Raw genomic sequence first — 14,481 nt, 5'->3', positions numbered from 1 at the left:
TTGCTACTCGGCGGCGACAAGCTGTTCCGCGCTCACCAGGTCGACCGAGACCAGCTGGGAAACGCCCCGTTCGGCCATGGTGACCCCGTAGAGCCGGTCCATGCGCGACATGGTCAGGGCGTTGTGCGTGATGACCAGGAAACGCGTCTCCGTCAGGCGGCGCATTTCTGTCAGCATCCGGCAATAGCGATCGACATTGGCGTCATCCAGCGGCGCATCGACCTCGTCGAGGACACAGACCGGTGCCGGATTTGACAGGAAGACCGCGAAAATCAGGGCCGAGGCGGTCAGGGCCTGCTCACCGCCGGACATGAGAGCCATATTGTCCAGCCGCTTGCCCGGCGGGCAGGCGAAGATTTCCAGACCGGCTTCCAGCGGATCGTCATGCTCGGTCAGGCGCAGCTCGGCATGCCCCCCTTCGAACAGGGTCTCGAACAGCGTCTGGAAGTGGTTATTGACGATGTCGAAGGCTTCCAGCAACCGGGCCCGACCCTCGCGGGACAATTCCTCCACCGCCTTGCGCAGACGCGCGATCGCTTCGATGAGATCATCGCGCTCACGCGTCATCTCCTCGATCTTGGCGGACAATTCCTCGGCCTCGTCATCGGCGCGAAGATTGACCGCGCCCAGGCGTTCACGGGACTGGCGGGCCTCGTCCAGGCGACGTTCCAGCTCCGACGGTGTGAGCTCGGACATTTCGTCCTCGTCAAATCGCGTGCTGAGCGTACCCGGCGCTTCGCCGGTCGCGTCCTGCAGTCTGTCCGTGGTCTCGGCGAGGCGGTCGCGGGCGGCAGTGAGCGTCGCTTCGGCGGCGGCGCGACCTTCGCGGGTGGCCGAGGCCGCAGCTTCCGCCTGGCGGGCGGCGCTGTCGGCCTGCTTCACTTCGCCCTCATTGGCGGAGGCTGCCTGGCGGGCGTCCTCGGCGGTCGCTTCCGCCTTGCGCAGCTTGCCGGCCAGTTCGAAGAGCTGATCCTCGATCACTTCGGGGCGGGCGCGGGCGGTCTCGAGGCGTTCTTCAGCGCCGGTGCGCTCGGTGGCGATTTCTTCCAGGCGCGCCTCGGCCGACTTGCAGCGTTCCGCCCAGGCATCATGATCACGCTTGAAGCCCATACGGCGCTGACGGCGTTGTTCGCGTTCGCGCTTGACGCTCTCCAGTGCGGCGCGGGCATCGGCAGCAGCACGGCGCGCCCCGTCGGCGGTTTCGCGCGCGGCGTCGAGGGCGTCGGTATCGCCTTCGGCTGTCTCCGCCTCGACCAGCACGGCCCGGGCCTGGTCTATTGCGGCCCGGTTTTCCGCCTGTTCGGCGGTCAGCCGGTCGAGACGTTCTTCCAGAGCCGTGGCGCGGGCGGCGTCCTTGGCCGCATGTTCGCGCAGATCGGATATCCGCGCGAGGGTGTGGCGCGACTGGCGCTCGGCCGGGCCGATCCTGGCGCGGGCCTCGGCTTCCGCTTCCCGGGTCGTGCGGGCGGTTTCGCGAGCCGAGGCTTCAGCCTCACGCGCCTGGTCGTGGGCGGTGGCACTCTCATCCAGCTCGGCCCGGATGGCGTCGAGGCGGTTTTTCTGTTCCAGCCGCGCGACCGCGGCTGACGGCGCGTCCGCGCGCGCGACCAGACCATCCCAGCGCCAAAGATCACCTTCGCGGGTGACCAGGCGCTGACCCGGTTTGAGCTTGATGGCCGCATTGGCAGCCTTCTCCGACTTGATCACGCCCACGGCATCAAGCCGGGCTTTCAGTGCCGGTGGGGCCTGGACGTGGTCGGAGAGAGGAACACAGCCGCCGGGCAGGCTGTCGGCATGGCAGCCCGTCTCGGCCCAGTGCCGTGAGGCGCTGGCATCGAGCGAGGCCTCCAGATCATCCCCCAGCGCCGCGGCGAGGGCGTGTTCATAGCCCGGGCGGGCCCGGACAGCCTCGATGGCGGGGGAGAGCGTCTCGGCCTGGGACCCGGCGAGCAGGCGCTCCAGCGCCCGCGTTTCGCGCTCCAGTGTTTCGCGTTGGCCGGCGGCTTCGCGCCAGGTATCGGCGGCGGTCTCGAGCGCCTGGGCGGCCGATTGACGGGCGGTCTCAGCGGTCTCGAGCACGGCTCGCGCCTCGAGAAGAGCGGTTTCTGCGCTGCCGGCGTCTGTCTCGGCTCGTTCCAGATCCGAAAGGGCGGTGGACTTGCGGACCCGGTCGAACTCGGACCGCGCCGATTCAATTTCGCGATCAATCTGCGCGAGGCGGGATTCATGACGGCTTAGATCGCGCCGGGCCGTTTCGATCGAGGCCCGCTTGTCAGCCGCCTCGGCGGCGCGGCGATCAAGCTCTTCCTCGGCGGCCTGGCGGGCGGTTTCGGCTTCGTGCGAGGCCGCTTCCGCGCTGTCCAGCGACGCCTGTTCGCGGCTGGTTTCCTCGTCGAGGCGGGCAATCTGGTTTTCCGCCTCGGCCCGGCTGGCACGGGCGTCTTCGGCAATATCGGTTTCCCGCCGCGTGGCATTGGCCAGATCGTCGAGGCGGCGTTCCAGTCCGTGAATGGAGCGCTGCACCTCTTCCGCGTCGCGCTGCAGGCGGTCACGCTCGCGCTCCAGCAAACGCAGGGCGGCCGCCGCTTCGGCCTCGGCCTGACGTGCCGGTTCGCGCGAGGCGGCAAGGACTTCGGCCCGGGTTCGCGCTTCGGCCGCGGCGAGCGAGGCGTCCTCGGTGGCAGTCTGTTTGTCGGCCAGGCTGGCCTCGGCGGTTTCCACGGCGCTGGCGGCCTCCCGCCAGCGATTGAGCCAGACGGCCGCTTCCAGCGAGCGGATTGAGGCGGACAGCTTGCGATAGCGCGAAGCCTGCCGGGCCTGGCGCTGAAGCGAGCCATGACGGGCTGTGATCTCGTCGATCACTTCCTGCAACCGGTCGAGATTGGTCTCGGCGCCCTTCAGGCGCAGCTCGGCCTCGTGGCGGCGCGCGCGCAGACCGGACACGCCTGCGGCCTCTTCCAGGACGCGCCGGCGGTTTTGCGGTTTGGAGGCGATCAGTTCGGAAATCTGGCCCTGGCGGACGAGGGCAGGCGAATTGGCGCCCGTACCGGCATCCATGAAGAGAAGCTGGACATCCTTGGCCCGCACTTCCTCGCCATTGATCTTGTAAGCCGAGCCGGCGCCTCGCGTGATGCGGCGGGTGACGTCGAGCGTGTCGGCGTCGTTGAAACGGGCCGGGGCGAGCTTGTCGGCATTGTCGACCGAGAGCACGACTTCGGCGAAATTGCGGGAAGGGCGGGCATCGGTGCCGGAGAAGATCACGTCTTCCATGCCGTCACCGCGCAACGATTTGGCAGAGGTCGCGCCCATCACCCAGCGCAGGGCTTCAAGCAGATTCGACTTGCCGCAACCGTTGGGTCCGATCACGCCTGTAAGGCCCGGATCAATTCGTAATTCCGTCGGTTCGACGAATGACTTGAATCCGGCCAGCCTGAGCTGTGTGAACTTCACCCGGTCTCCCTTGCGCCGCGAATACCCAGTTTGACATCCAATTGCGGCGGTGGCGTGAAGCCGGACTGTTCAGAATGCCTGCCTAGTCTGCCGAATCGGTCACATCGAGGAAGTGAAGAATGATTCGGCGGAAAGAGTCTTCGTCCAAACGACCGGGGACCGTTTCTCCATTGATCAGAAGCGGTTCGCCGCCATGCAGGAAGATGGTCGGGCCGGCCATGGCGTGATTGTGGGTCCCGCTTTCCTCGCCTTCATGGCCAATGGCGAGCAAATCCCCATTGATGATGAAGCTCGGCGTGGATCGAATGCCGTCCTCAGCTGCCGCAATGGCGTATGCGGTGACGCGGTCATTGGCCGCCCGGTCCTGGAGGCAGGCCAGCAGCCCTTCCGCCGAGCCGCCGGTCGCGGCAGCGATCCGGTTGTAGACAGCCAGAAGATCACCGCCACTCCGGGCGGCCTCGAAAATGGTTGCCTGTTCGGCGAACAACAGGTCGACCGCGTCGAAATAGCGGTCCTCCGGGATGCATTCGCTGAGGATGATGCCGGCACCGGCGAGTTGCGGCGGCGAGGTCAGCATGGGCCGGATCGAATACCGAATGAGGCCGGTTTCGACGAATTCGCTGTCGATCATCGGCCAGACATCGGTCTGGAAGGAGGCGCAATGCGGGCAGGCGAAGGAAGCGTATTCAATGATCAGAAGATCAGCGTCCGGCGACCCAGTCACCCGGTCCGTCGGGCGCAGCTCGCCGGCACCGTGGGCAAGCTGGGCCTGGGCCAGTCCTGGCCAGGCCAGGGACGCAGCCAAGGCGAATGTGGTGACAAGGTTACGCAGGACGCTCATGGCAGGCTCTATTCTTCTGTCGTGTCGGCAGCGCCGTCTTCACTCTCGGCTCCGGCGGAAGTCTCGGCAATGAGGTGGTTGAGGATGCGGCGGAAGGTTTCCTCATCCGAGAAATTCGGCACCGGCTCGCCATCGATGAGCAGTTGGCGATTGCCGAGGAAATAGGTGAAGGCCGACTCACCCGGCTCGCGGCGCGAGTCGAGCAATTCGCCATTGAAGATGAAACGCGGCGTCCCGGTAATGCCCTCATCGCCGGCGCGATCATTCGAATCCAGAATGTCCTGGGTGATGGTCTCGTCGGACAGGCACTGGTTGAAATCAGCTTCGCTCATGCCCATCGCGCTGGCAATCGCGAGATACTGGTTGCGAGCACTGCCCTGGGTCTGGGCGGCCTGGAAGATGGCGTTCTGCTGCTGGAAGAGCAGGCTGACCATGTCGTAATAGCGATCTTCGGGCACACAATGGGCCAGAGAGAAACCGGCAATGGCAAATTGCGGTGAGCCGGTGATCATCTCGCGCAGGACGAAACGGACCTGACCGGTCTCGATGAATTCTTCCTCGATCATCGGGAAGACTTCATTGTGGAAGGTGGCGCAGTGGCCGCAGGCCACGGAGGCGTATTCGATCATGGTGATCGGCGCGGTCGGGCTGCCAAGGCCACGATCGCCTTCGCGTTCGAAACTGGTCTGGCCACCGGCGGGTGCATCGCTGCTGCCACAGGCAGACACTGCGAGCGCAGCCGTCATGGCCGCAGCGGAGAAAAGTCGTCGGGTCAGGCTCATTTCAGGGTCCCCCTGCCAGTAGGTCACGATCCCTCGCGGGCTTTGACCGATTTTTCAAACCGGTTCAGCGCCGACAATAGGCGGGCCTCGGGCGTTTGTTCCACCCCCTCGCTCACTTGTGACGATGATTTCATGGGCTTCACGGATGCTTGAGCCGCTGCCGGCGTGGCCGGAGCCGAACGCCGGGCCTGGCCGTGGATGACCCGGATCCGTGTCGGCGCACGGTCCCCGGCGAAGGTGCGCACCCGCTCCAGGATGCGACGCGACTCCGCCTGCAAAATAGCCCCGGCAGCGCCGCGGGCCCGGATGACGAGTGTGTTGATGCCGCCGGAGCGCTGGATCGTCTCCGGCTCGCTCCACTTGGCCAGGCGTTCGCCGACAATCTCGCTCCAATGTTCGCGCAACTGCTCGACTCCGACCCCGAACTGACGGGCGAGCGGTTTCATCACCCGCTCCACCGCACGCACGATGGAAGGCTGCGGCCGCGCAGCCGGACGGCCCCGACGACTGCTGATGAAGTCGCTGGCAGCTTTTTCCAGCATTGACGGAGGCGGTTTGCGCATCATCCTTCCAGTGTCGCTTTGAATGTCTCCGCCCGCAACCGGTCTGCCCTGTCATGACATCTGCAATTCCCCGTCTGCGCGAGACCTTGCTGGACTGGTATGACCGAGAAGGCCGCAGCCTGCCCTGGCGGATCCGTCCGGAAGACCGGTCTGCCGGTGCCGTCGCGGATCCCTATGCGATCTGGCTGTCGGAAATCATGCTGCAACAGACCACGGTGCCGCATGCGACGCCTTATTGGCACCGCTTCCTCGCGCTGTGGCCGCGGGTCGAGGACCTGGCCGCTGCACCGCGCGATGATGTGCTGCGGGAATGGGCCGGGCTGGGCTATTACGCGCGGGCTCGCAACCTGCACGCCTGTGCCGTCGCCGTGACCGAGGCGCATGCCGGTCAATTCCCGGACACCATGGACGGATTGCGCGCGCTGCCGGGGATTGGTGACTATACGGCCAATGCCATCCTGGCCGCGGCCTTTGACAAGCCGGCCAGCGTGGTCGACGGCAATGTCGAACGGGTCATCACCCGTCTCCATCGCATTGCCACGCCCATGCCCAGGGCCAAGCCGGAAATCCGTCGCGAGGCCGGGGCGATCGCCGATCCGCAGCGCTCGGGCGATTATGCGCAGGCGATCATGGATCTCGGCGCTACCATCTGTACCCCGCGCAAGCCCGATTGTGCGGCCTGCTGCTGGCAATTTGCCTGCGCCGCGGCGCAGGTCGGCGACATGGAGCACTATCCGGTCAAGGCGCCGAAGAAGGCCAAGCCTGTGCGCCACGGAACGGCCTGGCTGGTGCGGCGCCAGGGCCAGGTCTGGCTGCGCCGGCGTGCCGAGACCGGTTTGTTGGGTGGCATGACCGAAGTGCCCTCCAGTGACTGGGTCGAGGCGGAGTCTGGCCGCCTGAGCCTGCCGTTTGAGGCTGTCTGGGTGTCGCGCGGCGAAGTGCGCCACATCTTCACGCATTTCGAACTGCGCCTGGATGTGCGTGAGGTCGAAGTCGCAGCGGATTGGGAACCGGAAACCGGCTATTGGGCGGACGAAAGGGCGCTGGACGCCGAGGCCTTGCCCAGTGTCATGCGCAAAGTGCTTGGAAGCCGCGGTCAGTCGGGTCGGTAAGGGCGGCTTTCGCGGGCCCGGCGCATGGCTTCGAAAAGGGTTGCGGCCTTGAGCGGCTTGGTGGCGAAGGAGTCCATGCCGGCACCCAGGCAGATATCCGCATCCTGCCGGGACGCATTGGCGGTCAGAGCCGTCACCGGGATGTCGCTCCAGGGCTGATCGCTCTCGCGCAGGCGCCGGGTGGCTTCCAGGCCGTCCATGATCGGCATGCGCACATCCATCAGCACAATGTCGAAGGATTCACGGTCCAGGGCGTCGAGCGCCAGCTGGCCATTCTCCGCCTCGGTGATCGTGACCTGAAGGGATTTGAGGAAGGCCATCGCGACCTGCCGGTTGATGAAATTGTCCTCGACCAGGAGGACGCGCAAACCACACAGCGGCGCATACATCGGATCGGTCGCCAGATCGTCGGGCGCGCGGTCTTCCTGTCTGACCTCCGCCACGCCGGTCTGTTCCGCGCGCAGGGTGAAGACGAAAGTCGAGCCTTCTCCCGGGACGGACCGGGCGGTGATATCTCCACCCATGAGGCGGGCGAGGTCGCGGGCGATGGAGAGTCCCAGACCGGTGCCGCCAAATTCGCCGGCAATAGCCGTCTCGGCCTGGCTGAACGGAGCGAACAAGATGTCCAGCTTGTCGGGCGCGATGCCGATGCCCGTGTCGGAGACAGTAATGTCCAGTGCGCCGCTCGCCCCGGCCGAGGCGGACCAGCGCGCCGCAATGGCAACAGAACCGGTCTGGGTGAACTTGATGGCATTGGACACCAGGTTGGCGATGCACTGACGGGTCCGCAGGGCGTCGATCTCGAGTTGGGCGGGCAGGTCCGGATCGAGTGTCAGGGTGAAGTCCAGCGCCTTCGCCGCCGCCGCGGCCTCGAACAGTGAGTGCAAATCGCCGAGGAGCGTGGCCGGCGAAGCCGGTTCCAGCGAGATGTCCATCTTGCCGGCTTCAATCTTGGACATGTCGAGCACGTCATTGAGGATTGCGGTCAGAGTCTCACCACTCTCCTGGATCATGCGCGCCTGGTCCTGGCGCTGTTTGGTGCGCGAGCTTGCCCGCAAGACCTGGGCGAGACCGAGGATGCCGTTCAGCGGCGTCCGGATCTCGTGGCTGATATTGGCGAGGAAGGCGTTTTTCGCGCGATTGGCGGCTTCCAGGTCGCGGGTGCGATCGGCGACCCGGCTCTCCAGGTTTTCGAAGGCCTCGGCACTGTCGAGGCGTTGCTCTTCCAGGGTTCGAGCCAGCGCGCCGATTTCGTGCTGCGCACCCAGCACTCGGGTGAGAGCCGGATTTTCTGCCGCCGGCGCCGGGCGTGTTGTCCCGAAATGCCGGGTCAGGTCGACCAGCGGGCGAACCACGCTGCGGAACAGGAGGAAATAGGCCAGCAGGGCTTGCAGGGCGACGCCAAGCAGGCCAAGGCCGAGCGTGAAAGCAAGTTGTGACGCGATATCGCGGCGCAGGATGGTCCGATCGACAACCGACAGGCTCATCCAGCCCGGACCGTCAAGGCGCGCAAAGGCAATGATCCAACGCCCATCCTCACTGCTGATTGTGCCGGATATCTCGGTGGCCGGGAGCGCCTGCAATTGGTCGATAATGGCCTGCAGGCCATAGCGGGCATAGAGCGCGGCCACCCGGTCTTCGGTGACATTTTCGCCAAACAGGTCGGGGTGGGCGATCAGATTGCCGAACTGGTCGATCAGCATGTTCACGCCATGCGGCGGCGGATTGGCCATCGCCGCTTCGAAATAATCGCCCAGCTGGATGGTTGTTCCGAAAGCGCCGATCGCTTCACCGGCAACATCATAGGGCGTGAAACAGCCGGTGGTGAGCGCCTGGGCATCACGCACATAGATGAGCTGGCTCAGCTCACCGCACACGAAGTCCCGGTCGGGGTTGTTTTCCGGCCGCGACAGGGCGGTGAAGTCGGCATTGCTGAGGTCGAATGTCGCGGTCGCTTCGCGGCGATAGAAAAGGAGTCGATCCTCGCGGCCGGCGGCGGAGATCACCAACTCATTGTCGAAGGTGAAAAAATAGATGTTGTCGACCAGGCCGGAGAGGCTTTGGCCGGTGCTGTCGATGACCTGGTAAGCTGCGACCAGCCGCCGCCGCTCCACGTCCGACCAGCCGCCGGGGCGATTGAGATAGGCCCCGACTCCCGAATGATGATTGCCGAGCGTGTCGTGATAGCCGTCGAACAGATCATCTCGGCTGCGTCGCGTCCCGTCTTCCTGAAGCGGGAACAGCGCGTCGAATTCGGCAGCGACAGCGTCATTGGACAGGCCTTGAAGTCCGGCCTCCAGGCGCGCGGCAGAGGTCTGGTGAACCTGCGCGACGGTCTCGAACAGGGTGCCATTCCGGCGCCCGCGCTCATCGATATAATCTTCCAGCTGCACAAGCTGCTGGTTTTCGAGCTGCGTCCAGAACGCAAGCCCGGCAACCAGGACACCCGACCCGGAGACGAGGATCGAGGTCACCAGGATGACGGTCAGCATGGTCCAGGCGATCGAGGTCGGGCGTCCGGTTGGGACTTCGGCGTTGGGCGCGGGGGGACTCCCGGTCATGCGAGAGGCCTCAATTCTCGAGCGTGGCCCGGATCTCCGCACGCATGACGTCGATCGGGGCCAGGCCCTGCTTGGTGCGTATGTGCCAATAGGTCCATCCATTGCAGGATGGCGCGCTCTGGAGCTGGGCTCCGACCTGATGGATTGATCCGGCGCGATCACCGGCAATCAGGGTCCCGTCGGCCCGGACCCGGGCGGTGTGACGTCCCTTGGGGCAATAGAGTGTGTCGCCCGGCTTGAGCATGCCGCGTTCGACCAGAGCGCCGAACGGGATGCGCGGCTGGGCCCGCTTGGACTGGGTGACATCCAGCGTGTCGCCTGCCGCCGGGGTGATGGCATCGAGGCGGCTTCTGGCGACCTCGAGATAGGATTGGTCCCGCTCGATACCGATATAGTGGCGACCGAGGCGTTTCGCGGCAGCACCGGTCGTGCCGGTTCCGAAGAAGGGGTCGAGAACCACGTCGCCCGGATTGGTCGTCGAGAGCAGAACGCGGTGAAGCAGGGCTTCCGGCTTTTGCGTCGGATGCGCTTTCTTGCCGTCGGCATCCTTGAGGCGTTCGCCGCCGGTGCAGATCGGCAGGGTCCAGTCGGAGCGCATTTGCACACCGTCATTGAGGGCCTTCATGGCCGCGTAGTTGAAGGTCGGGCGGGCGTCCTTGGTCTTCGCGGCCCAGATCAGCGTCTCGTGCGCATTGGTAAAGCGCGTGCCCTTGAAGTTCGGCATCGGATTGGACTTGCGCCAGATGATGTCATTGAGCACCCAGAAACCGGCATCCTGGAGGATGCCGCCGACGCGGAAAATATTGTGATAGCTGCCAATCACCCAGATCGCGCCATTCGGCTTCAGGACGCGACGCGCTTCTTCCATCCATTTCCAGGTGAACAGGTCATACTCGTCAAATCCACCGATCTGATCCCAGTCATTGTCGACCGCGGAGACCTTGGAATTATCGGGGCGGTGGAGATCGCCTCCGAGCTGGAGATTGTAGGGCGGGTCAGCGAAAACCAGGTCAACACTCTCGTCGGGAAGCGATTTCATCACTTCCACGCATTCACCTTCAAGGATCTGGTCGATCTTTGTCTTGGCCATGACGCGCCACTCCACTCGCATTTCAGGAGCAAGTTTTCGGGCCAACAGGGCTAACGGGCCGTTAACCCTGAATCAAGTTATCCACATTGATCCGCATCTGTGGAAAACCGGCGTTCCAGCGCGGCGCGAACCGGCGCATAGGAACGTCGATGGATGGGCGCGGCGCCCAGGTCTTGCAGCGCCTGCTTGTGGGCCGGGCTGGGATACCCCTTGTGGCCATCCAGTCCGTATCCCGGAAAACGCGCGGCGGCGATCATCATCAGATCATCGCGCAGGGTCTTGGCTATGATCGAGGCCGCACTGATACAGGCCTCGCTGGCATCGCCCTTTACGATCGCGTCGGCTGGGCAGGGCAGCCCGGGTGGAATCCGGTTGCCGTCGATGAGGACATGATCCGGGCGGATCGCGAGCCGTGCGACGGCCCGCGCCATGGCGCTCATGGTCGCATGAAGGATATTGAGCCGGTCAATCTCGGCCGGCTCGGCGATGCCGATCCCGACCCAGGCGTGAGCCCGGATCAGCGGGACCAGGGCGCGTCGACGGGCATCCGTGAGTGCTTTGGAATCCCCCAACCCCTCGATCGGGCGGTTCGGATCGAGGATCACGGCGGCTGTGACAACGGGGCCAGCAAGCGGTCCGCGCCCGGCTTCATCGACCCCGGCGACCCGTCGCGCGGAATCGGCATCATCCCCGTTAAGGCTATGATTGGTTTTTTGTGGGAGGGTCACACTCAAAGCAGATCCTTTGGGGCATTTGGTGTTTCGCGTTTATCATAGCCTGACGGTTGAACACGATCTTCGGTTGGTGGCTGTCGCAGCGCTTCTGTGCGCGCTGTCAGCGCTGGCGGCAAGCTTTCTGGTGCGTCGTGCCCAGGCGGCCGAGTCCGCGCGGCAACCGGCCTGGCTGCTCTTCGCGGGCTTCGTCACGGGGACCGGGGTCTGGGGCACGCATTTCGTGTCCATGCTGGCCTATGAAAGCGCGACCCCTGTCGGGTTCCGACTGATCGAGACGGCTGCATCGCTCCTTCTCGCGGTTGCCGTTTCCACCGGCGGCTGGGCCGTCGCCGTTCGATGGACCCATCGTTATGCATCGCTGATCGGTGGCGCCGTTGTCGGTGCCGGCATTGCCGCGATGCATTTCGTGGGCATTGAGGCCATGCGGGGCAGCGCGATCGTGAGCTGGGATGTCGGCCTGGTGATCGCAGCCCTCGCGCTGGGGGTGCAGTTCTCGGCGGCTGCGGGTGCCTTGATGCTGGGCGTGAATGATCGCCGCGGCGTGATTGGCGGGGCCGCACTTCTGGTCGGCGGCGTCGTCAGCCTGCACTACATCTCCATGGGCGCGATGCAGCTGGACCCGGTCATGGCCGAGGCGCTGCCGAGCGGTTCCCTGTCGCCCAAATTGCTGGCTGTCACGATTGCGCTGGGCGCGGTCTTTGTCGCCAGTGTGGGCCTTGCGACGGCCGTGATCGACCAACATCTCGGCCAGCGCCGGCAGGCAGAAACGCGCCGTATCCGGGCCCTGGCGGAGGCGACCTTCGAGGGCGTGGTCATGGTGCGCGATGGCATGATGCTCGACATGAATGAGCGCTTTTGCGAGATGCTGAATCTTGAGCGCGATGACCTTGTTGGCATGCCGCTCGCCAAGCTTGCGCTGGACTATGGCGCGATTGAAGCCATGCATGAGGCCGATGACGGCGATGCGCTGACCTGCCGGCTGCGCTGTCGCGATCGGGCCGAGATGACGGCGCAAGTCCGGTCGCGCTGGATGGACTTTGGCGGCGAGGAAGCCCGGCTGTTCGTATTTCGGGACATTTCCACCGAGGAGCGCGCGCGGGCGCGCATGACCCATCTGGCGCATCATGACACGCTGACGGGCCTGCCCAATCGCCTGAAATTCCGCGAGGCGCTCGAGGTTGAACTCAAGAAGGCCTGGAATGACGAATCCCTCGTCGCCCTGATGTTCTTCGATCTGGACCGCTTCAAGGAGGTCAATGACGTGCACGGGCATGCCACCGGGGACCGATTGCTGGTTTCGGTGTCCGAGCGTTTGCTGGACGCCCTGCCGCGCAATGCCATAGCGGCGCGGTTGAGCGGCGATGAATTTGCGGTCGTCTTGCCGGATGTGAGCTGCCGCGAGGATGTGCTGACCACCGCCCAGCGCGTCGTCAATAATGTCGGATCGCCCCTGAGCATCGGGAAGCTGCACCTCAAAGTGTCGGCCTCGGGTGGGGTCACACTGTTCCCGCTGGACGGCGAGGACCCGGACAAATTGATGAACCAGGCCGACCTGGCCCTCTATCGGGCCAAGGGTGAGGGGCGGAACCGGGTCTGCGATTTCGACCCCAAGCTCGGCATGATGATGCAGGAGCGTCGCATGCTGGAGGCGGATCTGGCGCTGGCGATCGAGGACGATCTTCTGACGCTCAATTTCCAGCCGCAAGTCCGCCTGGGCGATGGCCGGATCTCCGGTTTCGAGGCGCTGGTGCGCTGGCATGACGACCGCCGCGGCAATGTCGCGCCGACGGAATTCGTGCAGATCGCCGAGGAATCCGGCCTGATCCTGAAAATGGGTGAGTGGGTGATTGAAACGGCCTGCCGCGAAGCAGTCAGCTGGCCCGATGACCGTCGGGTCGCGGTCAATGTCAGCCCGGCCCAGTTCAAGCAGGGCAATCTTGTCTATTCGGTTCAGCGCGCCCTTGCGAAATCCGGACTGGCCCCGCACCGGCTCGAGATTGAAATTACTGAAGGCGTGCTCATTGATGACGAGGATCGCGCCATCAAGGTCCTGCGCGGTCTTAAGGATTTGGGCGTCGGGCTGGCCATTGATGATTTCGGGACCGGCTATTCCTCGCTCAGCTATCTGCGGGCCTTTCCCTTCGATAAGATCAAGATCGATCGGTCCTTCATGACCGGTCTGCAAAATGATCCGGAAGCCCAGATCATTGTCCGGGCCACGATCGACCTGGCACGCGATCTGGGTATTTCGGTCGTGGTCGAAGGCGTGGAAGAATTTGACGAGCTCGGGGCGCTCGGCTTCCAGCCGGATCTGATCCTGCAAGGCTATTTGCTGTCCCGACCGATCACGCGCGGCCAGATCGCCTGCTTCGATGCCGAGTCAAAGGCCATCCGCGCGGAAATTGCCACCCTGGTCGGGTCGTCCAGACCGCTGCGGCAGCAGCAGGCCTAGCGCGGTCGACTTTCCAAGTGCTCGCGGCGGGTCGGGCCGCCGCGCATGACTCGATACCAAAAGCACAAGGCGCCGATTGGCACGCAGACTTCTGCTATCCAGGGCGCGTGGATTCCGGCTCGAGCGAAGGCGGCTCCCAGTAACTTGAATTCGAACAGGCTGAGGCGAAACGCCCCCTCGGTCGAATGCAGCGCGGGCGATTCAAGCCACCAGCTCGCCGTGGCCCAGTCCATGGCGAAAACGGGGAAACACCCGGCGGTGATGAAGATCGTCCAGAGAATGCGTCGCTTTACCCGCCTGAAACGGTACAAGCTGACCAGGGTCAGCAGGATAAAGGCGATGACAACGGCAGTGATGCCGACCCAGATGCTGCGCGCGAGCCCCCAATCCTCGATCGTGGCAGGGCCTTCCAGGGCCGCATCAATCGGGTAGATCCGGAATCGGTTGAGCTGCCAGCGCCCGTCCTCAACGCGCGTCACCTGAGCGACGAGGCTGAAGTGCTGATCCGGCCAGCGCGCGATGTAGGTTGCCGTGATCTGGCTGAAGCTTCCAAGCGCGGGGTCCTCGCCTGAGAAGCGTGTGATATTCACCAGGTCGACGCTTTCGGCCGGCGCGTCAGGCAGGATGCCATGAATTTGTTCGATGATGTCCGGGATCGTGGCCAGATCGACCTCCGGATACCAGTGAGGCGCGATACTGTCCTGATCGCCTTCCAGAACCAGAGCCTTGGCGGCGTCGAAGACGGGGCGCGCATCGTCGGGAAGAAGGGTCTCATCCAGTGTGCCGAACCCATTGCACCCGGCCAGGCCGAATGACATCACAACAAGCAAAACGCGCAAAACGATCATTTCCATCCCCCTGTTCCTGATTGCCGAAATGAAGGGGGGCTGACAAGG

Annotated in this window: 10 protein-coding genes; 2 read left to right on the top strand and 8 right to left on the bottom strand. The window is 64.6% G+C overall.

The window, feature by feature from the left end:
- Positions 1 to 3: 3 nt before the first annotated feature.
- The 4 genes from smc to JXQ94_RS09615 all read right to left on the bottom strand — a co-directional run bounded on the left by smc (position 4) and on the right by JXQ94_RS09615 (position 5,615).
- Positions 4 to 3,450: a chromosome segregation protein SMC gene (smc, locus tag JXQ94_RS09630; protein WP_421923556.1), complete on the bottom strand. Its 3,447-nt coding sequence runs from the start codon at positions 3,448 to 3,450 to the stop codon at positions 4 to 6.
- Positions 3,451 to 3,532: 82 nt separating this feature from the next.
- On the bottom strand, positions 3,533 to 4,291 hold the full coding sequence (locus JXQ94_RS09625) for a thioredoxin domain-containing protein (RefSeq protein ID WP_421923555.1): 759 nt from the start codon (positions 4,289 to 4,291) through the stop codon (positions 3,533 to 3,535).
- Positions 4,292 to 4,299: 8 nt separating this feature from the next.
- Entirely contained in the window at positions 4,300 to 5,073 is a 774-nt protein-coding gene (locus tag JXQ94_RS09620; protein WP_421923554.1) for a thioredoxin domain-containing protein, read from the bottom strand.
- A 23-nt stretch (positions 5,074 to 5,096) separates the two neighbouring features.
- On the bottom strand, positions 5,097 to 5,615 hold the full coding sequence (locus tag JXQ94_RS09615) for a DciA family protein (RefSeq protein WP_421923736.1): 519 nt from the start codon (positions 5,613 to 5,615) through the stop codon (positions 5,097 to 5,099).
- Between the two features lie 74 nt (positions 5,616 to 5,689).
- On the opposite strand from JXQ94_RS09615, the gene mutY reads away from it, so the two are divergent.
- Positions 5,690 to 6,748, top strand: coding sequence for an A/G-specific adenine glycosylase (mutY, locus tag JXQ94_RS09610; protein ID WP_421923553.1), 1,059 nt, complete (start codon positions 5,690 to 5,692; stop codon positions 6,746 to 6,748).
- On the opposite strand, the gene JXQ94_RS09605 is transcribed toward mutY, so the two are convergent.
- The 3 genes from JXQ94_RS09605 to rnhB all read right to left on the bottom strand — a co-directional run bounded on the left by JXQ94_RS09605 (position 6,733) and on the right by rnhB (position 11,127).
- Positions 6,733 to 9,309 (bottom strand): ATP-binding protein, encoded by a 2,577-nt coding sequence (locus JXQ94_RS09605; RefSeq protein ID WP_421923552.1) that lies wholly within the window; start codon positions 9,307 to 9,309, stop codon positions 6,733 to 6,735. The genes mutY and JXQ94_RS09605 overlap by 16 nt on opposite strands.
- A gap of 10 nt (positions 9,310 to 9,319) precedes the next feature.
- Positions 9,320 to 10,399 carry a site-specific DNA-methyltransferase gene (locus JXQ94_RS09600; RefSeq protein WP_421923551.1) on the bottom strand — a complete coding sequence of 360 codons (1,080 nt, stop codon included), beginning with the start codon at positions 10,397 to 10,399 and terminating at the stop codon, positions 9,320 to 9,322.
- 77 nt (positions 10,400 to 10,476) lie between these two features.
- Positions 10,477 to 11,127, bottom strand: coding sequence for a ribonuclease HII (gene rnhB, locus JXQ94_RS09595; protein ID WP_421923735.1), 651 nt, complete (start codon positions 11,125 to 11,127; stop codon positions 10,477 to 10,479).
- A 76-nt stretch (positions 11,128 to 11,203) separates the two neighbouring features.
- Between rnhB and JXQ94_RS09590 the strand changes: the two genes are divergently transcribed.
- The gene (locus JXQ94_RS09590) at positions 11,204 to 13,585 is read left to right on the top strand and encodes a bifunctional diguanylate cyclase/phosphodiesterase (RefSeq protein WP_421923550.1); all 2,382 of its coding nucleotides are present in this window, start codon (positions 11,204 to 11,206) and stop codon (positions 13,583 to 13,585) included.
- Here JXQ94_RS09590 and JXQ94_RS09585 read toward each other — a convergent pair.
- Complete coding sequence (locus JXQ94_RS09585; RefSeq protein WP_421923549.1) at positions 13,582 to 14,403, bottom strand: hypothetical protein; 822 nt, start codon at positions 14,401 to 14,403, stop codon at positions 13,582 to 13,584. The two genes, JXQ94_RS09590 and JXQ94_RS09585, sit on opposite strands and share 4 nt — an antisense overlap.
- Positions 14,404 to 14,481 lie beyond the last annotated feature (78 nt).

This window comes from Maricaulis maris, from assembly GCF_049116555.1.
Lineage (GTDB): Bacteria > Pseudomonadota > Alphaproteobacteria > Caulobacterales > Maricaulaceae > Maricaulis > Maricaulis maris_C.
Note: the sequence above shows the minus strand (reverse complement) of the source record. Positions and strands in the feature narration are given on the sequence as shown.